Genomic DNA, 22,151 nt, shown 5'->3' with positions numbered 1-22,151 from the left:
ATGGAGCAAGGAAAGAGCTGCAAAGTCGAGCGGACGGGAATCATTATTGCAGTCACAGAAGCTTTTTTCATAATAGAGGTTGTAGGGAAACACATGCGCATCCCTTGGTCAAAAGCAACTGGTCAACTGAAGCTCTCTGATGCCGTGAAGTGGAGCGGCAGCAGCTGGGTGAAGATAGAGGAGAAAGGGTGAACGTGATGAGGATGAAGGTAACCAAGGAAGCGACAGCGATGTTCAAGCGTGAATGGGGATTTCATGACGGTGACAGCATTCGTATATTTGTTCGATACAGCGGCGGGGCAGAGGATGCTTTTTCGTTCGGGATTATGAAGGATATCGCTCGTTATCCGATTGTGACAATCGTAGAAGATGGCATCCATTTCTTCATGGAAGAGAATGATGCCTGGTATATGGACGGCAAAGATTTAACGATTGATTGCCGCAATGATAGCATCGTCTTCATACGATAAAGCCATGGCTACAAAGATAAGCATGATTAAAAAGACGCTTCCTCCGGTAAACGGCTAGGAAGCGTCTTTTGTTAGATTTTTATTCTAAACGAATAATTGCTAGAGCAAAGGGAGCTTGAATGGTTTTTTGTAAAGTGGGTAAAGCCATTTCACTCCGCTTGGTGTTAACGTATCGCCTAATAGATGGGATACATAACCGATGACAGCGACGTTCTGTACACCATCCAGCCCAAGATACTGCTCTAGTCCCGCTCCGATAACACCCCATGCAATAACAGCCCATACGGTATGTGTCATCCCACGATGCTTCAACCACGGGGCTATCCCTACAAATAAGCCTAGTCCGATAAGCCATTCTATGCCATAATAAAAGCCGCCATAGAGCAAGCAGCCTCCGATAAGGCTGACCAAAGCATTGCGGATCGTACCTTTCCGAGCGATTAACCCTAACAAGACGATAGCGATAGCCGCAATTCCGAGCTTGATGTTGAGCTGGCGATCACTCCAATAAAAATAAGCGAGAGCGGCAATGAATATCCAGCCACCCCAATGAAGCGCCCCGTATAATTGCTTCGACAGCTTGGTCAGCTTGCTGCTTAGAATGCTTGGACCATCCAGATCCGCGCTCAGAGCAGAAAATGCAGCAATAGCCACATAAGCAGAAGCATTCGTGATGGAAAATGGATAATAGGCTGCTGCGGCTGCCCCAATCGCAATTCCGATCCCAAGATGGGTAGTCCCTTTCATTGTTCCTCCTGATGTTCTGCACGGTAGTCAAACGTATGTTCGCCAGCTTATTATACCGTTATATCCGAAGGAGAACAAGTGTACGAACGGCAAAGCAGAAAGCTATTATTAGTCCAAGCGGGCTGGTCTTTCTCGTTTGCTGATTTCTTCAGAAACGACGAACGCTAGATCCTCGTTATTGAATAAAGACAGTACTTGGAGAACGGTATCATCATCAATGTCACCGGCATCTTCTTTTGGAGCCGTTAGAGATAGTGCTTCGCTAAGAGCCTCATTGTTCCCCTGCTGCGGATAGGCACGGGCATATACCTCATGCGGATCTAGGTCATGATTGACGCACCACTGGGCAAAAACAAGAATCATTGTCTGCTCGTCACGCTTGTAACTCTCGGTAATGAATTCATTCCTATCTGTGGGATACATTGCCAATACTCCTTTTTACCTTTAATATGAATTTATTATAACGAATATTCAAGCGAATCACGAGGAGGTTTCAATGGCCGAAGATAACATTATTTTTTTTGAAGAACCGAAGGAATGGCGTTTATGGTTGGAGAACCATTACGATAAGGAATCTGCCCTTTGGGTTGGATTTTATAAGAAGCATACCAAAAAACCGACGTTGACGTGGCCGGAATCCGTAGATGAAGCCCTTTGCTATGGATGGATTGATGGAATTCGCAAAGGGATCGATGAAGACAGCTATAAAATCCGGTTCACGCCTAGAAAGACAGGTAGCATATGGAGCTCTGTGAATATTGGTCGAATAGAAGAAATGGAGCGCCTAGGGCGATTAACGCAAGCTGGCAGACAAGCCTTTGAGAAACGGAAGGAAGCCAAATCCGAGATCTATTCTTATGAACAGCAGGAGGAAATTGTTCTTGGGGAGGAGTATGAAGCCTTATTTAAAGCGAATGAAAAGGCATGGCAGTTTTTTATACAGCAGCCAGCCGGTTATCGAAAGACGACAATCTGGTGGATTATTAGCGCCAAGAAAGAGGATACTAGGCTGCGCCGGTTAATGACGCTTATTGCAGATTCGGAGCAAGGCAGGAAAATTTCCCAAGCGACGTGGAAGAAGGCAAAGGAGAATGCTTTGGAATGAGGATGCTGTTCCTATTTATATCATGAAACATTGTGTTAAAGGTGAAATATCAGTAAAATAAGTGGAGCTTCGCACTTTTTCGTAAAGAGGGGACTTTATGCGGTTATTACACGCTTCTATCTGCCTTACGCTGCTTATTCTTATCAGCGTATTTCCCAAATCATTATCGGCAGCTAGCGAATCAAGCCTTGAGGCTATACAAGCCGAATCGGCTATTCTAATTGATGCTAAGACAGGTGCCATTCTCTATGCGAAAAACGAAAACGAACGGTTATACCCGGCAAGTATAACAAAAATCGTCACAGGAATCATTGCTTTGAAGAATGCCAATCTTGATGAGTTAGTGACCGTATCAAAAGCAGCACGCTATGAAGACGGGACGCGTGTTTATCTGGCAGAGGGCGAACAAAAGGCGATGCAGGATTTGGTGGAAGGCATGCTTATTAATTCTGGTAATGATGCAGCTACTGCTATTGCCGAGCATATGGCTGGATCAAAGGAACAGTTCGCGGAGCAGATGAATGCATTCGTGAAGGAACTCGGGCTATGGAACACCAGATTCGCTAACCCAAGCGGATTACATGATGATAACCAGTACACAACAGCGCATGACATGTCTATTATTGCGCGTTATGCAATGCAGAATGAGGAATTTCGTCGTATCGTATCAACGGTGTCGAAGCCGTGGCTAGGGCTTGAATGGACCTCGGAGCTATATAATCACAACAAACTTTTGACCACATATGAAGGCGCTTCCGGTATTAAGAATGGATATACGAGCAAATCTGGATTTACGCTGGTTTCTTCCGCCAAGCGAGGAGATACTGAGTTTATTGGCGTTATTCTAAGGGGAGTCAGCGATAAAACGATTTATAAAGATATGAGAGCGTTGCTGGACTACGGATTCTTGAATTACAAGAGCGAGCTCTTACTTAATGAAAGTGAACGGACAACCTACACAACAAGTGATACTGGTGAAGAAATGGGCTTCTATGCTGCAGAACCTGTATGGATTACAGTTCGCAATGATGAGGAAACGCCTGTCACTGTAGATTCAGAAGGGAATGTCTTTGTGCGCTCCAGCCCGTATTCCCTAGCAGGCCCGGCTGCTGCCTTGGTTCCTATTGTTAATGAAAAATCAGAGGTCCAAACAGCCTCCGTTGGCGGTATTGACACTCCACAAGCAATAGAGCCTTCTTCTGTATGGGTGCAAGCGATTATCGTCATCTGGTTTCTGATGATTGTTTTCTTATTATGGTGCGCACGATTGATCATTCGAAAAAGACGAAGAAGGATGTAAGACATTCTTCAAGCTGTATGGCTTAAAGTCGCAGAAATGCGGCTTTTTTGTTGTAGTTCGAAATCGGTTAGAACAGCGAAAAAGTGGACAACAGCATTATCTGAATAAACTTAATGTCATTAATAAGGTTTAGAAAACAGGTGGTTTGTCCAAAGAATCGTTGACATTTATGTCCTCTTCAAAGAATGAAGCTAAAAAATTAGTTAATGATATAAATTATAAGTGATATTAAATAATAAACCAGCATAAAAAAAGCAACGGTGCAGCCTGTTAGGGCTGCGCCGTTACTACGAATTGAAGACAAATGTATACGAATAGGGCAAGTCCAGCACAAATGCCTAGAATCGTAAATACAGCTTTTGGTCCGCTCATGTGAACACCAACTTTCTATAATAACCCTCCTTCTATTATAGACCATATCAAGTTGCAATGTCATAGCTGCTGGAATGCAGATGGGAAAGATGCGCGAAAGTTTTATGTCTTTTTTATGTCAGAGAGTTAAGCACAGCTATGCTATTCATGAAAAAGCGGAATAGGTATAATGTTAAGCGATTATTGTGCAGCCTGACCGGATTCTGCCGGAGCTGATTCACGAGAAGGAGTACTATGAACTTGCATAATAAAGCTCAGTAAAAGCCGAACGGAGAGATGCCATTGAGACAAAAGGTAGCTGTTATTATCGTCCATGGTCTCGGCAAGCAGCGCATTGATTACGCAGCTAAATTTACTGATTCGCTAATAAGAAGATTCGCCAAATCGACAGGAGTACGCCAGCCAAGCGAACATCTGGTCATTCATCCCGTTTATTGGGCCGATGTGTTCGCTGATAAGGAAGAAGAGCTGATGAATAAGCTGGTTATTCCTTATCAATTGCACTATAAGCTGCTTCGCTCCTTCGTTGTACATTATTTGGGAGATGCTGTGGCCTATCAGCCGCTTGAAAGCACGAATCAGAAGTACGAGGCCATCCATGACAAGATCAGTAATACGCTTCATCGCCTAACTTCTCTAGCTGGTGCTGATGCGCCGCTTTGTGTCATCTCGCATAGTTTGGGAACGATTATTGCCAGCAATTTTTTCTATGATATTCAAAACTCCGTTCTGCGCAAGCCGCAAATCAGGAATCCGAGCTCTGCCATGGAACGTGGGGATACGCTGACATCGTTTTATTCCTGTGGAACAACCTTGCCGCTATGGAGCTTGCGCTATCGCGATTTCGACAGGCCTATTAGGGTGCCTAGCGAATCAATGCGTATGCATAACCCTCATATTAAGGGTGAATGGATTAATTTCTATGATAAGGATGACATTCTTGCTTTTCCGCTCAAGGGCATACACACCGCTTATGATCAAGCAGTAAGCAAGGACTTGGAAGTGAATGTGGGCAGTTGGTTCAGGAAATGGAATCCGCTCAGCCATAATGGATATTTTACGAATGACGATGTTTTGGACAATATTACGAATGGATTGGTTCAGGTATGGAGAGCTGTTAATCGGATGGATGAGTCATAGAGGATATTATTGTTATAAACAGAAGCCGCATAGTTGCGGCTTTTTATTATGAATATTTATTGACTAGCCTATTTGCTCTAGCAACTTTCAAATACCGTTATGATAGGGATCATGTTATGATGAGTTAATCTCACTAGAAAGCGGAAAATGAACGAAAACGACAGCTGTATTTTGAAGCTGGGAAGGGGTAGATGATGTTAACAGAAATTAAAGATGTCAAATATGCATTATCTGCATTGGAAGCGTCATCAATCGTCTCGATTACGGATGAGAATGGGATCATTACCTATGTGAATAATCATTTTTGTGAAATATCCAAATATACGAGTGCTGAAGTAATAGGCTTGAGCCATAAGGTTATAAGCTCCGGATTTCATCCCTCTGCGCATTTTAAGGAGCTGTGGGAGACACTCAGTGAAGGGCAAGTGTGGAAGGGTGAATTGAAGAATCGGGCTAAGGATGGCAGAGAATATTGGGTAAACTTGACCATCGTGCCTTTTGTAAATGAACAGGGCGATGTCTATCAGCATGTGGCGATCGGCACCGATATTACGATACGGAAGCAGAATGAGCTTAAGTTGTTACAGACTATGGAAAATCTGCGTGATATCGAGAATGCCCTGGATGAATCGTCGATTGTTGCCATCACGGACAATGTTGGCGTCATTACCTATGTGAATGAGAAGTTTTGCAAAATATCCAAATATGATCGGGAAGAGTTGATTGGAAAAACACACCGGGTTATTAATTCAGGCTATCATCCCAAGTCTTTTTTCAAAAACATGTGGGAAACGATCAAGCAAGGCGGCGTGTGGAAGGGCGAGGTCAAAAACCGTGCCAAGGACGGCAGCGAATATTGGATGAATACAACGATTGTTCCTTTTCTCAACGAAGACGGCATTCCTCATCAATTTATCTCAATTCGTACGGATATTACCGACCGAGTCAAGGCTGAGGCCGCTCTAGCCGAACGTACAGAACAGCTCGCCAAGGCACGTGATGAAGCTATCAAAGCGAGTCTGATCAAGAGTCAGTTTCTAGCTAATATGAGCCATGAGCTGCGGACGCCGCTTAATGCAATCATTGGTTATAGCGAGATGCTCCAGGAGGAGGCAGAAGAGCAAGGAGAATCTGTCTTTGCAGATGACTTGGGGAAAATCAGCAAAGCCGGCAATCATCTGCTTACTCTGATTAACGATATTCTGGATATTTCCAAGATCGAGGCAGGTAAAATGGAGCTCAGTTTGGAGACATGCAGCTTGCCTGAGCTGATTCAAGACGTAATGACAACCATTGGACCGTTGGTCGAGGTGAAGGGCAATAAGATTCAGACGGTATGCGTAGAAGAAGGAGATATAACAGCGGATGTTATGAAGCTGCGGCAAATACTCATTAATTTACTGAGCAATGCCAACAAGTTTACAGAGAATGGCTTAATTACATTTGAGATTGCCAAAAAAATCAAAAATCATAGGGATGGTTACAGCTTCCGCGTTCAGGATACGGGAATAGGCATGACTCAGGAGCAAATACAAAAGCTGTTCCAGCCCTTTACACAGGCTGATGCTTCGACTACTAGAAAGTACGGCGGCACGGGCCTCGGCCTTGCAATCAGCCAGCAATTCAGTCAGATTATGGGCGGGGATATTCTGATAGAGAGTGAGTTCGGTGTAGGGACAATCTTTACTTGCTGGCTGCCCTTATCTCCAGAGAATGTGCAAGATTCATTTCCTGGCATAAGCCATGCACCGGTTTTAGCTGCCGATGATGCTGATCCGATTAGTATCCTTCTTATTGATGAAGCCTTCAATCGGGAATTAATGGAACGATATCTCGTCAAAACAGGTTGGACATTAGCCTACGCAGATAATGGCCCGGATGGGCTGCTGCTGGCAAAGCAACTGAAGCCCAAAGTAATCTGTCTCGATATTCTTATGCCAACCATAGATGGGTGGAGTGTTCTGACAGCAATAAAAAGTGATCCTGAGCTGGCAGACATTCCAGTTGTTATCTGGTCCATGACCAGTGACAGGCAGCGCGGATATACACTGGGCGTCTCCGAATACTTAACCAAACCGATTGAGCGTGAGCAATTAATTAAGATTATGGATAAATATATTTCGCAATGTGACGACCATCAGGTGCTCGTTATCGAGGATGATACGACGACAAGCGAGCTGATGACCAAACTATTGCAACGGGAAGGCTATGCGGTTGCTCAGGCGGGGAATGGTCGACTTGCCTTGGAGCAAATTGCTACTGAAGCGCCTTCGCTCATCCTGCTGGACTTGATGATGCCGGAGATGGATGGATTTCAATTCATTGAAGAGCTCCGGAAGCAGGAGACCTGGCGAGATATTCCGATTGTTGTCGTAACAGCGAAGTCTATTACATTGGAAGAGCGATTGAAATTGAATGGTTATGTGAAAAACATTATTCAAAAGGGTTCATTTGACTATAATGCTTTGCTCGCTGAGATTCGTCGATTCATGAGCATTGCGAATAAAAAATAAACAAGAGAATGTCTAAGATCGGATGAGAGAGAAGAAGGAGGACGAAATGGGATGAATACTGTTCTTCTGATCGAAGACAATGAGATGAATCGGGACATGCTGTCCCGTCGCCTGGAGCGTAAAGGCTATCGAATCGTGACTGCCGAAGACGGCAAGCAAGGAGTAGATCTTGCAATAGAGGTACGTCCAGATCTCATTCTGATGGATCTGAGCTTGCCGGTACTTGATGGATGGGAGGCAACACGTCTGCTGAAAAGCTCACCTGAAACGAGAGAAATACCGGTGATTGCTCTTACCGCCCATGCGATGACAGGTGACGAAGTGAAAGCGTATCAGGTTGGCTGCGATGATTTCGACACGAAGCCGATTGTTTTCGACCGTTTGCTTGAGAAGATGCGCAAGGCTTTGGAGAAAAACGTACGCTAAGCTGTATTTATTTGATCATTAATCAATATTTGCGTAAAAAACAGTCTGCCATGGCAGACTGTTTTTTATTGAACTATTATATTCGCCATTATAGTTGACAAAATAGGACTACACATGTAGCATGTAGATCGTAGGCTTACAGTTGTGATCCTTTTACATGTAACAGGAGGTTTCGAGCATGGCAAAATTACCACAAATCACAGATGCAGAATGGGAAGTTATGAAAATCCTCTGGGCGAGGGAGGAATGTCCATCAAGCGAAATTGTTAAACAACTAACGGAAACAATGGAATGGAGTCCGAAGACGATTCGTACGTTGCTTACCCGCCTGGTGCAGAAGGAAGCGGTTGGAATTAACAAAGACGAATCGCGACGAGCCCAACTGTTTTACCCATTGGTTTCAGAAAAAGAGTATTTACAAAGTGAGACCCAAACTTTTCTGCAAAAATTGTACGGCGGAGCGATTAAACCGATGCTTGCCAACTTTCTGCAGGAGAAAAAACTGACGGAACAGGAAATCAATGAGCTGAAACAATTATTCGATGATAATAAGAACGATGCTGACAAACCGAAGACAGGCGAATAGCCATGATATATGTACAATTGTATTTACAGGTTTTTTTCGACTGGGTGATTCGGGCTTCGGTAATGGCAAGTATGCTGGTTGTTCTCATTGTCATAGTCAAATGGATGCTCAGAAACAAGCTGCCGGCGAAGTGGCATTATCTCCTATGGTTGCCTGTTGTCATCCGTCTTGTCTTGCCTTGGGCACCAGAGAGCTCGTACAGCGTGTACAATCTATTGCCCATTAAGCAGCAGTTGTCTAATGAATTCTTTTTAGAATCGCTCGATGATATTTCCAATCTTTATGAACGAAGAAATCAGTTAAATAATAACGAGGATTCTCCAAGCCAATGGACACTCAAAGGTCGATCCGACTCCACGGTTCATTCTGCTGCGAGCGTTTCTGAGAAACAAGTCCATGCAAAGTCATGGTTAGTGGATCTATCAGCCAAAATAACGCTGCGAGACATCCTGTTGTTTGGATGGTTGCTAGGGGTCATAGTCTTAAGTCTTGTAACCCTTGTAGCTAATATCTACGTGTATAGAAGAATTAAAAAACAGCCCAATGTAACCAACCCGGCGATATTACAAGTATTCGAGCAATGCAAACGCCAAATGTCGGTCAAACAACCGATTCTTCTGACCGTAACAGATGCAGTCCCGAGTCCTGCGGTATATGGGTTTATGAAACCAAGGATTTTATTATCCCAATCGTTGATTCGTTCGATGGATGCCGATCAATTCCGTTATATTTTCAAGCATGAACTGGCACATATCAAGCGCAGGGATGTTGCGATGAATTGGCTCATACATGTTCTGGTTATTTTACATTGGTTTAATCCGCTCATATGGGTTGTCTACGCACGAATACGGGCGGATCAAGAGGTAGCCTGTGATGCATTAGCCTTGGCCTACATCCATACTGAACACAAAGCAGCGTACGGTCAGACGATCATTAATTTGTTGGAGCATTATGCACGAGCACGGAGATATCCAGGTTTGGTCGGATTATCGGGCAATTACAAGCATCTCAAGAGGAGAATACTCATGATCAAACATTTCAAGAAAAATTCTATTCGCTTATCTGTATTAGGATTAGCAACACTATTAACTGTCTGCTCAATCTCATTAGTAAATGCTCAAGGGTCATCAACGCAAGGGATACCAACTCAATTAAAAGAAACCGTGGAAGTGGTGAAGTTATCCAAGTCTGGAGGCGGCCAAAGCGAACGCTTGAAAGTGAATACTGCTGAAGAAGCAACTCGGGTATTGCAGAAGTATTTAAACCTGACTGGATTTTCACTTATGAAAGATGAGAGGGAAGTAGCCACTGCATCTTATGTAACCAAGGACGACAGCAGGCGTGTATGGGTTGGTCCTAATAATAAAATAATCGGTATTAACGATATGAAGGCAGCTAAAGAATCAAACAAAAGCAATGAAATACCAAAAGAACAATGGATTTCAATAGACCAAAGTAAAGAGAAAGCGATTCAATTGGCTCAACCATTCCTGGACGGTAGTGTTCAAGAAGTACAAATTACAACAACAGAGCATAGCTACGCCAATGACTCACTTATTTTATTTGAAATTATTCCTTCTTCTGAAGGCAATCTTACCAGCGATGGCCGGTTTCTTGTAACAGTAGACCGATCCACTGGAGCTATCACAAATATTAATCCTTTTCTGTGAATGAGTTGAACGACTGGAGGCTTTCATCTGCTACCGCAGGGGCTGAAGGACAACAAATGGACAGCCGGAGAACAATCATTAAATAACCAGTGCAGCAGTCTGAACATCAGGCTGTCGCACTGGTTTTTTCTCTTACAGGAAAAAATATAATATTCATTGACGTGTATATACATTTAAGTGTATATTAGGTCCATGAATACAATCACTTTACAACATGCATTATTCACAATCGCCGAACCTAATCGTTTCAACATCGTGGAATTATTAAGACAAGGCTCGCGCTCGGTGAATGAAATCGTTCAGGCCCTAAATCTCGGTCAGCCGCAGGTATCAAGGCATCTGCGCATATTGAGCGAAGCCGGTTTGGTGCGTTCGCGCACCAAGGCACAACTACGGATATATAGTCTCGAAGCTCAACCCTTCCAGGAGCTTGATGCATGGTTCGACTCATTCAGCCTCTTATGGGAAGACCGGTTGGACAACTTCGAGGACTATATGCTCGAAATAAAAGAAAAGGAGAACTTATGACTGTAAACAACAGGGTGATAAGGATCAATGATGATGAGAAGACAAGCTAAAATCAAAAGAGATCGGGAGCGACGGGAGCTTACCATCGAACGCGTAGTTGAGCTGCCCCTCAAGCTTGCATGGGAGGGCTGGACCGAGCCCAAGCATATTGCACGCTGGTGGGGACCCAAGGGATGGACAACGACCGTATACGAGATGAAGGTCATTCCCGGCGGGATATGGCGCTATAGTCTGAAGGCGGATGACGGCAGTGGAGAAGAAGCGTTTTGCCGCGCGATTTATCATGAGGTTAGCGAGGCTTCGCTGCTTGTCTACACGGATTCATTTGCTGATCGAGATTGGCAAGTGATTGAAGGCAGCGAAATGCTCACAACCGTTGCTTTTATGAAGATCAAGGAAGGAACAAAACTTAAGATTATTACTCGCTTCGCAAGTGTTCAAGACTTGGATCAGGCAGAGGCGATGGGGATGGTTGATGGATTCAAGGATGCGTTTGATCGCTTGGATGAATATTTGAGAACGATACAAGGAGGATATATGAATACTATTGTTTCGAAAGATGGAACAGAAATTGCTTATGAAAAGAAGGGGAATGGACCTGCAATTATTTTGGTAGGTTCGGCGCTTGCCGAGCAGAGAGATGCTGAGCAGCTTGCCGAGCAGCTCGCCCTTCATTACACGGTATACAATTATGATCGGCGCGGACGGGGGCAAAGTACAAATACGGAGCCTTATACAGTCGAACGGGAATTGGAGGACATCGAGGCGCTCATTAATGAAGCTGGAGGGAAAGCCTCCTTGTTCGGAAGCTCATCCGGAGCGGTGCTGGCCCTTGAAGCAGCTAATAAATTATCAGGTAAAATTACGAAGCTATTCTTATATGAGCCTCCTTTTATCATTAATGAAGGCCGCCCTCCGGTATCGCGGGAATATGTTCAACATTTGAACGAGCTGATTAAAGATGGAAAGCGCAGTGAGGCAGTAGAATATTTCATGACCGAAGCGGTTGGCATCCCTTCCGAGTACCTCGTACATATGAAATCAGATCCGTCGTGGCAGTCCATGGAGAAGCTTGCTCATACTCTCGCTTACGATGGCATGATTATGGGGGACACGCAATGGGGCAATCCGCTCCCGACTGATCGTTGGCAAGTAGAGTTACCTGCATGGGTTATTACTGGTGAGAACAGTGAAGCATTCTTCCATGAGGCAGCAAAGCAGCTTGCTGGATTATTGCCTCAAGCTGAGCATTATACGCTTGCTGGTCAGGATCATTCAGCGGTCATGATGGCACCAGATGTCTTGGCGAAGGTGATTGCTGATCTGGATCTGAAAGAATGCCATGCGAAAGGAGAAGCGAAATGACAGATCAAAAGAATCAAGTCTATCAGACAGCTTCCCCCAATCCTGATCTCAAATCGCTTAACCGTCTTATTGGTACTTGGGAAGTAAGCGGAAGTGCAGAAGGAAATGTAACCTATGAATGGATGGAAGGCGGATTTTTCTTAATTCAGCATGTAGATCTTAAACAGTATGACCAGGGTGAGGTAACAGCCTAATGCGTTGACCTGCTGGCCGATACGCTGGCTGGATAATCAGAGCCATTTTTTCGCATAACAATGCCTGAGCTTTCCACCGTACATCGGACGAGTGAATTGGAGAGTGAAGCCTCTATTTTCTAAGTTATTAATGCTTACATGGTTCTGTGGATGAACGGTAGAATAAAGGTAGCGACAGCCGTTCTCTCTGGCACGTTGTTCACGCAGCTCATGAAACTGTCGCTGTAATCCGAGGCCGCGAACGGATTCATGAACGACCGTCGCATCCAAGCTTGCAACGTAAGCCAACTCTTGCTCTGATAGTCCAAATTCTCTTCCGAGGTTATTTTCACTTAAGCCAGGAAAAGCGAGCAGGGAATAAGCAACAAGTTCTCCGCTCAAAAAAGCACCGTATATTTCTCCTTTTTCTTGAACATGCGCATATAAGTACTCTTCATCATCCATCGCAAACAGATCCTGATCAGAGATTCGAGAGATGACATCGACCATAAGCTTCATTATCGTTGGAACCTCCATATGTCCCAAACGCCGGATTTCCAAACTCGTGTTTCTTGTCATAAATAAAGTTCCTCCAATCTAGGGTGAGAACACTATTATCTCATTAATTGCTGCGCAAATCGTGGCAATTTTATTTTATAGGGAAGGTTTGTCTAATTATAGAATCCGGTAAAATAAAGCACTTGACTTTTAAATGCGATCAAGCGGGTACTTGACACCTGTATGCTATAGTAAAAAGATATCTCAAGCTGCCCAAATTGTGAGCAAGCTAGATTATTCTAAAATTTACTAACCGTAGGTGGGAGGACCGCATGTTTCAGTATAGCAATCAAACTTATGCAGGTGTACAATTCGGAAGTCAAGATTTGAGGTATGGCGAGCTTATTAGCTGTACATTTGATCGCTGTTCTTTTTCTAACGGATCTCTTGAGGAGATTATAACGAGCGGCTGCCGTTTCATTGAATGCGACTTCAGAGGGGCATTATTAAATGGCTCTATTCATAAAGAATCTGCTTTTGAGAATTGTACGTTTAATGGTGCGAATCTTTTTGTCTCGAAGTTTGAAATGTGTAAAATGACGGGCTCGGATTTTTCTGGTGCAACTATGGATGGAATCACTATTTCTGAAGGTGACTGGTCCTATACGAATTTGCGCAATACCCAATTAGTTCGACAAGATTTGCGCGGGGTTAAATTTTATGAAGCAGACTTTTCCGGTGCGAATCTAGAAAAAGCTGATCTGAGAAATAGTGACCTGACTATGGCCTTGCTTGCAAAAGCCAAGCTGCAGGGCGCTAATGTATCAGGGGCGAAAATGGATGGCGTGGACTTCAAAACCTTCGCAGTTACAGGTATGAGAATGGATAGAGAGCAAGCGGTCTTGCTTTCGCTTTCTTATGGCGCCAAAATAGTTTAGAAAGGCAGTAAGTAATTTATGGTTAGACGGAGGAAACAACTTGGAGCAAGTACTTTAGTCTGGACTATAATGAATTTTAAAAGGAGGATAGGTTGGATACAATGATGAAAATGGCGAATAAGGGAGTTTAGATGAAATGACACCGAATCGAATAGATTTACCAACAAGAAGATATTTGCTGATCTCGGTGTTAATCCTACTGTTTTCTGTTTTCATATTCCAGCAGTTTGCGGACGAATTAACCGAAAATGAATTAATCCGATTTGATCAGAGCGTGATAGATTGGGTGCAAGGATTTATTAGTCCACAGGTAACAATCATTATGAAAGTATTCACATTCCTCGGCTCTACAACGGCCTTAATTGTGCTGCTTATCGCTTCGGTTACATTAATGATTGGGCAGAAAAAACGATGGGAAGGCTTATTTCTAGTCATCGCGATTGGTGGCGGGACGGTTTTTAACCTATTGTTGAAATGGATATTTCAGCGCGAAAGACCAACCTTAAATCGATTAATTGAGGCAACGGGATACAGCTTTCCCAGCGGGCATTCGATGGTTTCATTTATTTTCTATGGGATGCTAGGTATGCTGGTCTATATGTTCCTTGTGTCCAAATTACCGAAGCTAATGACGATTATGATCTCAATTATTCTTATTCTAATGATAGGTACAAGCCGGATCTATCTGGGTGTTCATTACCCTAGTGATGTCATTGCCGGTTTTGCGGCTGGGGGAGTATGGCTTGTCATTTGTCTTATGGGATTAAGGCTGGTGTTACTTTACAGAGGAACAGAGTCTCTTTAATAAAGACTTGTCTTTTTAATCAATTAAAGCTATTATGGATTCATAGAGTCGTTAATGGAGGTGCCCAATGAAATATTCTCAGGCGACCGACTATGCGCTTCATGCGATGCTCTTTCTGACAACAGCACCACCTGATAAGCCTGTTGGCGTTCAAATGTTGGCTGAGAAGCTGGGTGTTTCCCAAACTTATCTGTCCAAGATGATGACCAAGCTCGTCAAGGCTGGATTGATTCAGTCCGCACCTGGTGCGAATGGCGGCTATCGACTTAGACGGAAGCAGGATGATATTTCCTTTCTCGATATCATTCATGCGATAGAAGGAACGGCTTCCATATTCGAATGCAGTCTGGATCACGGTAGTGAATGTATCATCCAGCAGGTTGTGATTGACGCTGAGCAACAGATGGAGCAATATTTGGCGAACAAGAAGATAGTTGATTTGGTGAAACAAATGAAGGCGGATTAAGTTTCCGTCCTTTTTCTTGGAGTTATTAGAGATATAATGAGTCTATTATGTCTCTAATGAAAATTGGAAATAGAAGAGGAGAATGAAGATGATCTATGATTGTATCATTATTGGCGGAGGGCCAGCTGGCTTGAACGCAGCTCTTGTGCTAGGCAGAGCCAGAAAAAATGTGTTGGTTATTGATGAAGGGCGCCCGCGTAATCGTGTTACGCAAGAGACTCATGGCTTTCTTACAAGAGATGGCATTAGCCCAAGCGAATTTAGGAGAATTGCGAAGGAACAGATTAGCTCCTATCCCTCTGTCAACTTTGTAGAGGACACGGCTAGCTCGATTGAAGGAACCGATGGTTATTTTCATATTACAACAGGACAGGGACAGATCTATGAAGGCAAAAAGCTACTCTTTGCAATTGGAATGAAGGATCTTCCGCTAAATATTAAAGGATTATTAGAGGTATATGGTAAAAGCGCCTTCGTCTGTCCCTATTGTGATGGCTGGGAACTAAGAGATCAGTCGCTTGTCGTCATTGTCAAAGGAGCGGATGCTTTACACATGGCTAAGACGATATCGGGCTGGACTGATCGTTTTACAATTTGCACTAATGGGCCTGATGAGATGACGGATGCACAGCGTGAGGAGCTTGATCAGCATCATATTCCTGTATTTGACTCGCCGATCGATGCTATCGTTTCTAATGATGGCATGGTGCAGCAAGTTGTTCTAAAAGACGGTACGATAATTGCATGTAGCGGTATTTTTTTCAGGCCGCAGCTTACTACAGGATCAGAATTGCCGCATGCACTTGGCTGCCAGCTAACGGAAGCAGGAACGCTTATCGTCGATCCTTTCGGCAAAACTAACGTTCCAGGTGTTTTTAGTGCAGGGGATGCCGCGTCAAAATTTCAACAAGCCGTTACAGCCGCTTCTTTGGGTGCACTCGCCGCTGTAGGCATTAACAGCGAATTGAATGAAGAGGCTTGGAATTCTTCTGTGATCAAATAAAACAGCACTACATCTGCTTGATTGAACAAATGTTGGAGGCAATTATTGATGAATGATAACTTTGAATTAGATTCTAAAGCAGCTCTAATGTATGAGACCAATGCTCGTATCTCAGTTCCCACATATGATACGCTTTTTACAATGGTTCAATCTTATTTCCGGGCACAATTGGGTGAAACAGACGCTTCCTTGCTCGTGGTTGGTGCGGGTGGAGGAAAGGAGCTTTCGGCGTGGGGACCCTCTAATCCGAATTGGTCATTTACTGGGGTAGATCCGTCAGAAAAGATGCTGAATATGGCCAAGCATAAAACACGCCAACTAGGCTTAGACAGTCGTGTCAGAGTCGTCCAAGGGACAATTAACGATCTGCCGCTTACAGAGTCGAAGTTCGACGCGGCGAGTTGTATATTAGTTCTTCACTTTATAGAAGACTATCAAGAGAAGTTGAAGCTGCTTACATCTATTCAATCGAGTATGAAACCGGGAGCGCCATTCGTAATGGCTAGTGCGTACGGAGACCCCCATAATGCTGAGCTTCAATACAGATTAAAGGTATGGGGAAGCTTTTGGCTAGATGCTGGCACCGAGAAATCCAAGGTGGATGAAATGGTAGGCAAAGGTATTATGAAAATTTCATTCCTCCCTGAGAATCAAATCGAACAGTTATTGGCAGAAGCCGGCTTTACGAATATCACTCGATTTTATTCTACTGGCATTATGGCAGGATGGATGTGCCATGCGAAAATGAGGAAATTGCCTTGATTCCGTATAGTTATTTGCCGACAAGACATAGGATTAACGGGCAAATCTCTCGTTATACAGTCCCCAGCATTCTTAAAGGCTAGCGCCTTTCAGGTCAAGAGTACAGGTCGTATTGCTTCTTTGCGAATACAATAGGATGTATTCTAAAACTGGAAGGAGATAATTACTGTGAAGCGCAATTATTATAACGTAGGCAATGAAAACAACGTGGCTGGGGCAAATGAGTTTTGTCCCGATTGTCCAACGCAGACGATCTATGATCCTCCAATTACGCAATTCGAGAACTACTTCCATCCTCAGCTTGTAAATGTTGTTCAAAATATTGAAACGGTTAAGCAGCATCATTGCTGTCCTGTCTATAAGCATTATTACACGCATACAGAAAAGAACGTGATGGTGTCTAGCGTTAAGCGCAGAAAGCATGCTGCAGTATCTGCTAAAAAACGTTCGAAAAGATAATCGTTGTCACATGAATATACGTTTAGACAAGACTGCCCGTAATGGCAGTCTTGTTTCTATATCACCAGTAAATTAGGATGACGATTGTTTAATCGACAAGAAGCTATAGTATAATGACTAGGATAGACAACAAGAAAAGAGGGAACGAATGCCTACTATACTGGTTGCTGACGACGATGCGAACATTCGCGAACTTGTCTGTTTATTTCTACGTAACGATGGATTCACAACAGTTGAAGCTGTGGACGGCAGGGAAGCATTGACTGTGTATGCTTCGCAGCAAGTCGATCTTGTCGTGCTTGATATTATGATGCCCATTATGGATGGCTGGGCATTATGTAAGGAGCTCCGAAAAGCTAATCCTGATCTTCCGTTGCTTATGCTGACGGCAAGAGGGGAAACCTGGGAGAAGGTGAAAGGCTTCGAGCTTGGAACGGATGATTATTTGACGAAGCCTTTCGATCCATTGGAGCTGACGGCCCGGGTTAGAGCCCTGTTGAAACGATATCGAATTGGTTCTACGCAGACGATTCGCTTCGGAAATGTCATTCTTGATCGGCAGACTTATAAGGTGATGAGGGGAACAGAGTCGCTTACACTGCCGCTCAAGGAATTTGAATTGCTATATAAGCTCGCTGGAACGCCCGGACAAGTCTATACACGTGAGCAGTTAATTGATCAAATCTGGGGAATCGATTACGCAGGTGACGATCGAACGATAGATGTACATATAAAACGCTTGCGTGAACGGTTCGCGACTACACCTGATTTTCGCATTGAAACCGTTCGTGGGCTTGGCTATCGGCTTGAGGTCTATGAATGATTAAATCCTTATATACACGCGTTGTCCTTATCTTTCTAGTCTCTGTAATCGGAGGAACGATCATTGCCTTTTTCGTGGCCACTTGGGTATTTGAAGATAAATTAAGCGAGAATTCGCAAATTAATTTACGTTTCTTTGGCGAGGATATTATTAGAATGTACGATGCGTTTCCTTCTAGTGAAGCAGAAGCGTTCATTAGTGGAATGCAGCAGCTGAATTCCTTTCATATTCGGATATATGAAGCAGAGGGGCAGTTCCAGTCCTTCGGAACACTTAATGGGCAAAAGCCTGCTGCCATTGCGAATGAGCAAGTCAGGAAGGTTCTGGATGGCGAGGTTATTCAGGTCAGTACGAGTCGTGTTGCTGTTGCTCTCTTAGGGCTGCCGTTGACAACCGAATCGGGAACAAAAGCGTTGTTTGTCGAGCAAATTACGAATCCTGCCACTTCTTTCGCGATCAAATGGGTTATCAATTTTTTAATCTATTCCTTGATAACGGGAAGCCTATTTATTCTGGCTGCTTCCGTATTCTTGATCAGACCGATCAAAAAGCTGACGGATGCAACCAGGCGTATAGCAGCTGGGGACTTCAATGTTGAGCTAAATATTAAGCAAACAGGGGAGTTAGGTACGCTCGCTCGCAGCTTCGAGGAAATGATGCATGATCTGCAGCAGCTCGAACAGATGCGCAGGGAATTCGTAACGAACGTGTCGCATGAAGTGCAATCGCCGCTCACTTCGATATCCGGATATGCGATGGCGCTCAAGCAAGCTAACATAGCTGATCAGGAGCGAAGCCGTTATCTCGATATTATTATCGCTGAAGCAAGGCGAATGTCCAAGATGAGTGACAGCCTGCTCAAGCTGAGCTTGCTTGAATCGCAATCCCAACAGCTGCGGTTGGTGCCGCTCAGTCTTGATGAACAGATAAGGCGGGTAATCGTCGCTATCCAGCCGCAATGGTCAGCTAAAAATATCCGTTTCGAGCTCAATTTGAAGACGGTTATGTTAACCGCTGATCATGATCAGCTCAATCAGGTATGGACCAATTTACTTGGCAATAGCATCAAATTTTCCAAGGATGGCGGCATAATTAACGTCAGCCTTAAGCAAGATAACAAAAACGTGACTGTCCGAATTGCTGATGCAGGCATTGGTATATCTGAAGAGGATCAAAAGCGTATATTTGAGCGGTTTTTTAAGGCAGACCGTTCCCATAGCCGCAAATATGACGGCAGCGGAATGGGACTGGCTATCGTCAAACAGATCGTCACCCTTCATCAAGGCGACGTCAGAGTGGAAAGCGAGCTGGATCGAGGAACCACCTTCATCGTTACTTTACCAATCACAATGCCGACAGATTCAATCTAATTGTTTTGAACGTTGTTCCCTTATTTATGATGCTGCGTGATCATGTGCAAGCTTTCTTGCCCAAGATGCGCAGCATTTTTTGGGCTTGTTCATGCTCCGTTCATATTGTCGTCATTGAGAGTACATCTTCGTCATATAAGATTTTCTTAGCGGCCCATTAAGGCAGCCCACATAGAGATAACGATAGGAGAAGATGTAAGTGAAGACTCGAGAGATTATGAATAAGAGGTTAGGCACGACAGCAGATAGACAAAGAGGCTCAGATGTCACTGTATCCTGGGGGAATGAAGGATGAAAAAAGCACTTCGGATTTTACTTAAAACCATAATTGCTATTGTTATAATCCTTATCGTTTTTATTGCCATTGTTTTCATAGTGAATAAAATCAGCAGCAAATCAGAGCAGGCAAGAATAGAGCCTTATGGCCAGCTAGTACCTGTGGATGGGAAAAAGATGAATGTGATGATTCAAGGGCAAGGAGAGGAAACCGTTGTGCTGCTGCCTGGCTATGGCACTGCGGCGCCAGCACTGGATTTCAAACCGCTGGTAGACGAGCTGTCACCCTTTTACAAAGTAGTCGTAGTTGAGCCTTTTGGTTATGGATTAAGTGATGGGACGGACAAGGATCGAACGAATGAAAATATTGCAAGTGAAATTCATGAAGCCTTGCAGAATCTCAATATAGACAAATACATTCTAATGGGTCATTCAATTGCTGGCATTTATGGGCTAGAGTATGTACACAAATATGAAGATGAAGTTAGTGCATTCGTCGGGATCGATAGCAGTGTACCCACACAAGGCGGGATGGATGTTGAATTTCCAATCGGTACGTTCAAGCTGATCAGCAAATCAGGTTTCGGTAGGTTGGTCTTGAAATTTACTAGTGACCCCTATGATGGACTGCCATTTGCTGATGAAACAAAAGAACAAATAAGGATGATTACTCTTAAAAATTTGTATAATTCCACTACCATGAATGAAATGGAGCATTTCTATTCGAATTTTAAAGCAGCAGAGCCGTTGTCATTCCCTAAAGACCTTCCGCTTATATTCTTTATACAGGCGAATAATTCAGATATTAAAGAATGGATTCCGCTGCATGAAGGACAAGTCAAAGATTCTGTGCATGGAAAGGTGATGAAGCTTGAAGGCGGACATTATCTACATCATACCAAATCAAAAGAAATCGTAGAAAATCTGAAGCTGTTTATGGCAGAGGTAAAATAAGCGGAATGAAAAACTGCTTCCTCTATTGTGCATAGAATAGAAGTGAGATCGAATCCGTCCTATGGGCGGGTTTTTTTTATATGAAAATTTTCCCTTTTACTATATTATTTAATGGATAAGATTAGCTTTATGCATGTTATGAACTATGGGTCTTATCTAATTTGTGGAGTGATGGAGGTCTATATGAAGAAAACGTTACAACTGGTACTACTGGCGGCGATTTGCTGGCAATTTTGTTTGACTCCTGCGTATAGCGCAGGTCAGGCCCCCGTAGTCGTATTTCTTGATGGAAAAAGCATTGCCTTTAAAAGCCCTCCTTTGATTATTAATGGATCCACTTTCGTTCCTTTCCGTGATCTGTTTGAAGCGATGGGATTGAAGGTTACGTATGATGCGAATCAGCGTAAAGTAAGCGGAACGAGCTCTAAAACAAAAATTAACTTGGTGATCGGAAGTAAAAAAGCATATGTAAATAATGTTGAATATACGCTGAGTGAGGCGGTATTCACCAAAGAAGGAATAACCTATATCCCTTTGCGTTTCGTAGGGGAGTCTAGCGGTGCGAAAGTTTATTGGAATGATGGTACCCGCGTCATTAGCATTCAACAAACGACCCCCCTTACGGCAATTAACCAAGCGTTAGTGACCTCTGTACAAGAGATTGACACGGAGAACGTAGAGTTACTGCTGAAAAAAGGAGCTAATTCAAATTTATTAATTGAAAATGATTCATTGCTCCTATATGCGACTTTTGAGGATTATTACAAGAAAACGTCGCGTTATGAAGAAATCGCTCTCTTATTGATTCAATATGGAGCGGATGTTAAATATAAAAACCGATTCAGTGGATACACGCCTCTCCGGTACGCGGTAGGTAATAATCAGTACAAGCTTGCCGAAGCTCTGCTGAAAAAAGGTGCGGATCCGAATGTTCCATCTAATCCGAAAAATAATTACGCGGATACGGCTGTTACTGAAATTATATCAGTAGGCTTTGGCACAGACACTGAGCGTGCTAAAATGCTCAGCCTTTTAAGCAGCTATAAAGCGGATTTAAATCATATCGACAAGCATAAAAACACATTACTTGGCTGGTTAATTGGCTATTATGGCGGACATCAAAGCACTTATCCGGAGACGATCAAGACGGCTATTCAATTGGGGGCGAGAGAGGATGCTCTTGGTGTATTGGACAAAGAGGATGATGATTATGTCATAGAGATGCTGCGCCTTTTTAAAGAGGGTGGGATGGACTTTAATGGTTTGTACAACAATTTATATTATGAAGTATCAGGCAAAACTCTTTTACAATATGCCATATCCAAGGACAGATCTCAGACTGTTATTGATGAGCTGAAGAAGCTTGGTGCGACCAATGAATAGGAACAAACTTAGGAGGCTA

General features: G+C 43.6%; 25 protein-coding genes. 22 read left to right on the top strand and 3 right to left on the bottom strand.

Going from position 1 to position 22,151, the window contains the following annotated elements; translation table 11 throughout:
- Both AC50YO_RS02650 and AC50YO_RS02645 read left to right on the top strand, forming a co-directional pair.
- Positions 1 to 192 carry a hypothetical protein gene (locus AC50YO_RS02650; RefSeq protein WP_494842844.1) on the top strand — a complete coding sequence of 64 codons (192 nt, stop codon included), beginning with the start codon at positions 1 to 3 and terminating at the stop codon, positions 190 to 192.
- A gap of 5 nt (positions 193 to 197) precedes the next feature.
- On the top strand, positions 198 to 470 hold the full coding sequence (locus AC50YO_RS02645; protein ID WP_494843241.1) for a HesB/YadR/YfhF family protein: 273 nt from the start codon (positions 198 to 200) through the stop codon (positions 468 to 470).
- Positions 471 to 569: 99 nt separating this feature from the next.
- On the opposite strand, the gene AC50YO_RS02640 is transcribed toward AC50YO_RS02645, so the two are convergent.
- Both AC50YO_RS02640 and yxiS read right to left on the bottom strand, forming a co-directional pair.
- Positions 570 to 1,217, bottom strand: a complete 648-nt coding sequence (locus tag AC50YO_RS02640; RefSeq protein WP_494842842.1) for a metal-dependent hydrolase — start codon at positions 1,215 to 1,217, stop codon at positions 570 to 572.
- 108 nt (positions 1,218 to 1,325) lie between these two features.
- Positions 1,326 to 1,640 carry a protein YxiS gene (gene yxiS / locus AC50YO_RS02635; protein WP_494842840.1) on the bottom strand — a complete coding sequence of 105 codons (315 nt, stop codon included), beginning with the start codon at positions 1,638 to 1,640 and terminating at the stop codon, positions 1,326 to 1,328.
- 73 nt (positions 1,641 to 1,713) lie between these two features.
- Between yxiS and AC50YO_RS02630 the strand changes: the two genes are divergently transcribed.
- From AC50YO_RS02630 to AC50YO_RS02585, 10 genes are all read left to right on the top strand, one after another.
- Complete coding sequence (locus AC50YO_RS02630; protein ID WP_494842838.1) at positions 1,714 to 2,322, top strand: YdeI/OmpD-associated family protein; 609 nt, start codon at positions 1,714 to 1,716, stop codon at positions 2,320 to 2,322.
- 97 nt (positions 2,323 to 2,419) lie between these two features.
- On the top strand, positions 2,420 to 3,622 hold the full coding sequence (locus tag AC50YO_RS02625) for a D-alanyl-D-alanine carboxypeptidase family protein (protein ID WP_494842836.1): 1,203 nt from the start codon (positions 2,420 to 2,422) through the stop codon (positions 3,620 to 3,622).
- Between the two features lie 648 nt (positions 3,623 to 4,270).
- The gene (locus AC50YO_RS02620) at positions 4,271 to 5,134 is read left to right on the top strand and encodes a chemotaxis protein (RefSeq protein WP_494842834.1); all 864 of its coding nucleotides are present in this window, start codon (positions 4,271 to 4,273) and stop codon (positions 5,132 to 5,134) included.
- 191 nt (positions 5,135 to 5,325) lie between these two features.
- On the top strand, positions 5,326 to 7,647 hold the full coding sequence (locus tag AC50YO_RS02615) for a response regulator (protein ID WP_494842832.1): 2,322 nt from the start codon (positions 5,326 to 5,328) through the stop codon (positions 7,645 to 7,647).
- 51 nt (positions 7,648 to 7,698) lie between these two features.
- Positions 7,699 to 8,073, top strand: coding sequence for a response regulator (locus AC50YO_RS02610; RefSeq protein WP_494842830.1), 375 nt, complete (start codon positions 7,699 to 7,701; stop codon positions 8,071 to 8,073).
- Positions 8,074 to 8,251: 178 nt separating this feature from the next.
- The gene (locus tag AC50YO_RS02605) at positions 8,252 to 8,659 is read left to right on the top strand and encodes a BlaI/MecI/CopY family transcriptional regulator (protein ID WP_494842828.1); all 408 of its coding nucleotides are present in this window, start codon (positions 8,252 to 8,254) and stop codon (positions 8,657 to 8,659) included.
- A 2-nt stretch (positions 8,660 to 8,661) separates the two neighbouring features.
- Complete coding sequence (locus AC50YO_RS02600) at positions 8,662 to 10,329, top strand: M56 family metallopeptidase (protein ID WP_494842824.1); 1,668 nt, start codon at positions 8,662 to 8,664, stop codon at positions 10,327 to 10,329.
- A gap of 192 nt (positions 10,330 to 10,521) precedes the next feature.
- On the top strand, positions 10,522 to 10,857 hold the full coding sequence (locus AC50YO_RS02595; RefSeq protein WP_494842818.1) for an ArsR/SmtB family transcription factor: 336 nt from the start codon (positions 10,522 to 10,524) through the stop codon (positions 10,855 to 10,857).
- Positions 10,858 to 10,884: 27 nt separating this feature from the next.
- A complete protein-coding gene (locus AC50YO_RS02590; protein ID WP_494842816.1) occupies positions 10,885 to 12,222 on the top strand; it encodes an alpha/beta fold hydrolase in 1,338 nt (445 codons plus the stop codon).
- The gene (locus tag AC50YO_RS02585; protein WP_494842814.1) at positions 12,219 to 12,416 is read left to right on the top strand and encodes a hypothetical protein; all 198 of its coding nucleotides are present in this window, start codon (positions 12,219 to 12,221) and stop codon (positions 12,414 to 12,416) included. The genes AC50YO_RS02590 and AC50YO_RS02585 overlap by 4 nt, the downstream gene beginning before the upstream one ends.
- Positions 12,417 to 12,452: 36 nt before the next feature.
- Here AC50YO_RS02585 and AC50YO_RS02580 read toward each other — a convergent pair whose 3' ends face one another.
- Positions 12,453 to 12,974, bottom strand: coding sequence for a GNAT family N-acetyltransferase (locus AC50YO_RS02580; RefSeq protein ID WP_494842812.1), 522 nt, complete (start codon positions 12,972 to 12,974; stop codon positions 12,453 to 12,455).
- Between the two features lie 251 nt (positions 12,975 to 13,225).
- Between AC50YO_RS02580 and AC50YO_RS02575 the strand changes: the two genes are divergently transcribed.
- From AC50YO_RS02575 to AC50YO_RS02530, 10 genes are all read left to right on the top strand, one after another.
- Positions 13,226 to 13,831, top strand: a complete 606-nt coding sequence (locus AC50YO_RS02575) for a pentapeptide repeat-containing protein (RefSeq protein WP_494842810.1) — start codon at positions 13,226 to 13,228, stop codon at positions 13,829 to 13,831.
- A 136-nt stretch (positions 13,832 to 13,967) separates the two neighbouring features.
- Positions 13,968 to 14,636 carry a phosphatase PAP2 family protein gene (locus AC50YO_RS02570; RefSeq protein WP_494842806.1) on the top strand — a complete coding sequence of 223 codons (669 nt, stop codon included), beginning with the start codon at positions 13,968 to 13,970 and terminating at the stop codon, positions 14,634 to 14,636.
- Positions 14,637 to 14,703: 67 nt separating this feature from the next.
- On the top strand, positions 14,704 to 15,102 hold the full coding sequence (locus tag AC50YO_RS02565; protein ID WP_494842803.1) for an RrF2 family transcriptional regulator: 399 nt from the start codon (positions 14,704 to 14,706) through the stop codon (positions 15,100 to 15,102).
- A gap of 88 nt (positions 15,103 to 15,190) precedes the next feature.
- Positions 15,191 to 16,105: an NAD(P)/FAD-dependent oxidoreductase gene (locus AC50YO_RS02560; RefSeq protein ID WP_494842799.1), complete on the top strand. Its 915-nt coding sequence runs from the start codon at positions 15,191 to 15,193 to the stop codon at positions 16,103 to 16,105.
- Positions 16,106 to 16,153: 48 nt separating this feature from the next.
- The gene (locus AC50YO_RS02555; protein ID WP_494842797.1) at positions 16,154 to 16,867 is read left to right on the top strand and encodes a class I SAM-dependent methyltransferase; all 714 of its coding nucleotides are present in this window, start codon (positions 16,154 to 16,156) and stop codon (positions 16,865 to 16,867) included.
- A 168-nt stretch (positions 16,868 to 17,035) separates the two neighbouring features.
- On the top strand, positions 17,036 to 17,326 hold the full coding sequence (locus AC50YO_RS02550) for a hypothetical protein (protein ID WP_494842795.1): 291 nt from the start codon (positions 17,036 to 17,038) through the stop codon (positions 17,324 to 17,326).
- 148 nt (positions 17,327 to 17,474) lie between these two features.
- Positions 17,475 to 18,149 carry a response regulator transcription factor gene (locus AC50YO_RS02545; protein WP_494842793.1) on the top strand — a complete coding sequence of 225 codons (675 nt, stop codon included), beginning with the start codon at positions 17,475 to 17,477 and terminating at the stop codon, positions 18,147 to 18,149.
- On the top strand, positions 18,146 to 19,519 hold the full coding sequence (locus AC50YO_RS02540) for an ATP-binding protein (RefSeq protein WP_494842791.1): 1,374 nt from the start codon (positions 18,146 to 18,148) through the stop codon (positions 19,517 to 19,519). The genes AC50YO_RS02545 and AC50YO_RS02540 overlap by 4 nt, the downstream gene beginning before the upstream one ends.
- Before the next feature lie 291 nt (positions 19,520 to 19,810).
- Positions 19,811 to 20,749 (top strand): alpha/beta hydrolase, encoded by a 939-nt coding sequence (locus AC50YO_RS02535; protein WP_494842789.1) that lies wholly within the window; start codon positions 19,811 to 19,813, stop codon positions 20,747 to 20,749.
- Between the two features lie 183 nt (positions 20,750 to 20,932).
- Entirely contained in the window at positions 20,933 to 22,132 is a 1,200-nt protein-coding gene (locus AC50YO_RS02530) for a stalk domain-containing protein (protein ID WP_494842787.1), read from the top strand.
- Positions 22,133 to 22,151 lie beyond the last annotated feature (19 nt).

The organism is Paenibacillus sp. J22P59 (assembly GCF_059383895.1).
Note: the sequence above shows the minus strand (reverse complement) of the source record. Positions and strands in the feature narration are given on the sequence as shown.

Coding starts and splice junctions, on each gene's coding strand:
- AC50YO_RS02585 (WP_494842814.1), top strand. CDS start 12,219: ATGACAGATCAAAAGAATCAAGTCTATCAGACAGCTTCCCCCAATCCT.
- AC50YO_RS02595 (WP_494842818.1), top strand. CDS start 10,522: ATGAATACAATCACTTTACAACATGCATTATTCACAATCGCCGAACCT.
- AC50YO_RS02630 (WP_494842838.1), top strand. CDS start 1,714: ATGGCCGAAGATAACATTATTTTTTTTGAAGAACCGAAGGAATGGCGT.
- AC50YO_RS02645 (WP_494843241.1), top strand. CDS start 198: ATGAGGATGAAGGTAACCAAGGAAGCGACAGCGATGTTCAAGCGTGAA.
- AC50YO_RS02565 (WP_494842803.1), top strand. CDS start 14,704: ATGAAATATTCTCAGGCGACCGACTATGCGCTTCATGCGATGCTCTTT.
- AC50YO_RS02625 (WP_494842836.1), top strand. CDS start 2,420: ATGCGGTTATTACACGCTTCTATCTGCCTTACGCTGCTTATTCTTATC.
- AC50YO_RS02650 (WP_494842844.1), top strand. CDS start 1: ATGGAGCAAGGAAAGAGCTGCAAAGTCGAGCGGACGGGAATCATTATT.
- AC50YO_RS02610 (WP_494842830.1), top strand. CDS start 7,699: ATGAATACTGTTCTTCTGATCGAAGACAATGAGATGAATCGGGACATG.
- AC50YO_RS02605 (WP_494842828.1), top strand. CDS start 8,252: ATGGCAAAATTACCACAAATCACAGATGCAGAATGGGAAGTTATGAAA.
- AC50YO_RS02545 (WP_494842793.1), top strand. CDS start 17,475: ATGCCTACTATACTGGTTGCTGACGACGATGCGAACATTCGCGAACTT.
- AC50YO_RS02590 (WP_494842816.1), top strand. CDS start 10,885: ATGATGATGAGAAGACAAGCTAAAATCAAAAGAGATCGGGAGCGACGG.
- AC50YO_RS02580 (WP_494842812.1), bottom strand. CDS start 12,974: ATGACAAGAAACACGAGTTTGGAAATCCGGCGTTTGGGACATATGGAG.
- AC50YO_RS02540 (WP_494842791.1), top strand. CDS start 18,146: ATGATTAAATCCTTATATACACGCGTTGTCCTTATCTTTCTAGTCTCT.
- AC50YO_RS02615 (WP_494842832.1), top strand. CDS start 5,326: ATGATGTTAACAGAAATTAAAGATGTCAAATATGCATTATCTGCATTG.
- AC50YO_RS02620 (WP_494842834.1), top strand. CDS start 4,271: ATGCCATTGAGACAAAAGGTAGCTGTTATTATCGTCCATGGTCTCGGC.
- AC50YO_RS02575 (WP_494842810.1), top strand. CDS start 13,226: ATGTTTCAGTATAGCAATCAAACTTATGCAGGTGTACAATTCGGAAGT.
- AC50YO_RS02570 (WP_494842806.1), top strand. CDS start 13,968: ATGACACCGAATCGAATAGATTTACCAACAAGAAGATATTTGCTGATC.
- AC50YO_RS02600 (WP_494842824.1), top strand. CDS start 8,662: ATGATATATGTACAATTGTATTTACAGGTTTTTTTCGACTGGGTGATT.
- AC50YO_RS02640 (WP_494842842.1), bottom strand. CDS start 1,217: ATGAAAGGGACTACCCATCTTGGGATCGGAATTGCGATTGGGGCAGCC.
- AC50YO_RS02560 (WP_494842799.1), top strand. CDS start 15,191: ATGATCTATGATTGTATCATTATTGGCGGAGGGCCAGCTGGCTTGAAC.
- AC50YO_RS02555 (WP_494842797.1), top strand. CDS start 16,154: ATGAATGATAACTTTGAATTAGATTCTAAAGCAGCTCTAATGTATGAG.
- AC50YO_RS02535 (WP_494842789.1), top strand. CDS start 19,811: ATGAAAAAAGCACTTCGGATTTTACTTAAAACCATAATTGCTATTGTT.
- AC50YO_RS02530 (WP_494842787.1), top strand. CDS start 20,933: ATGAAGAAAACGTTACAACTGGTACTACTGGCGGCGATTTGCTGGCAA.
- yxiS (WP_494842840.1), bottom strand. CDS start 1,640: ATGTATCCCACAGATAGGAATGAATTCATTACCGAGAGTTACAAGCGT.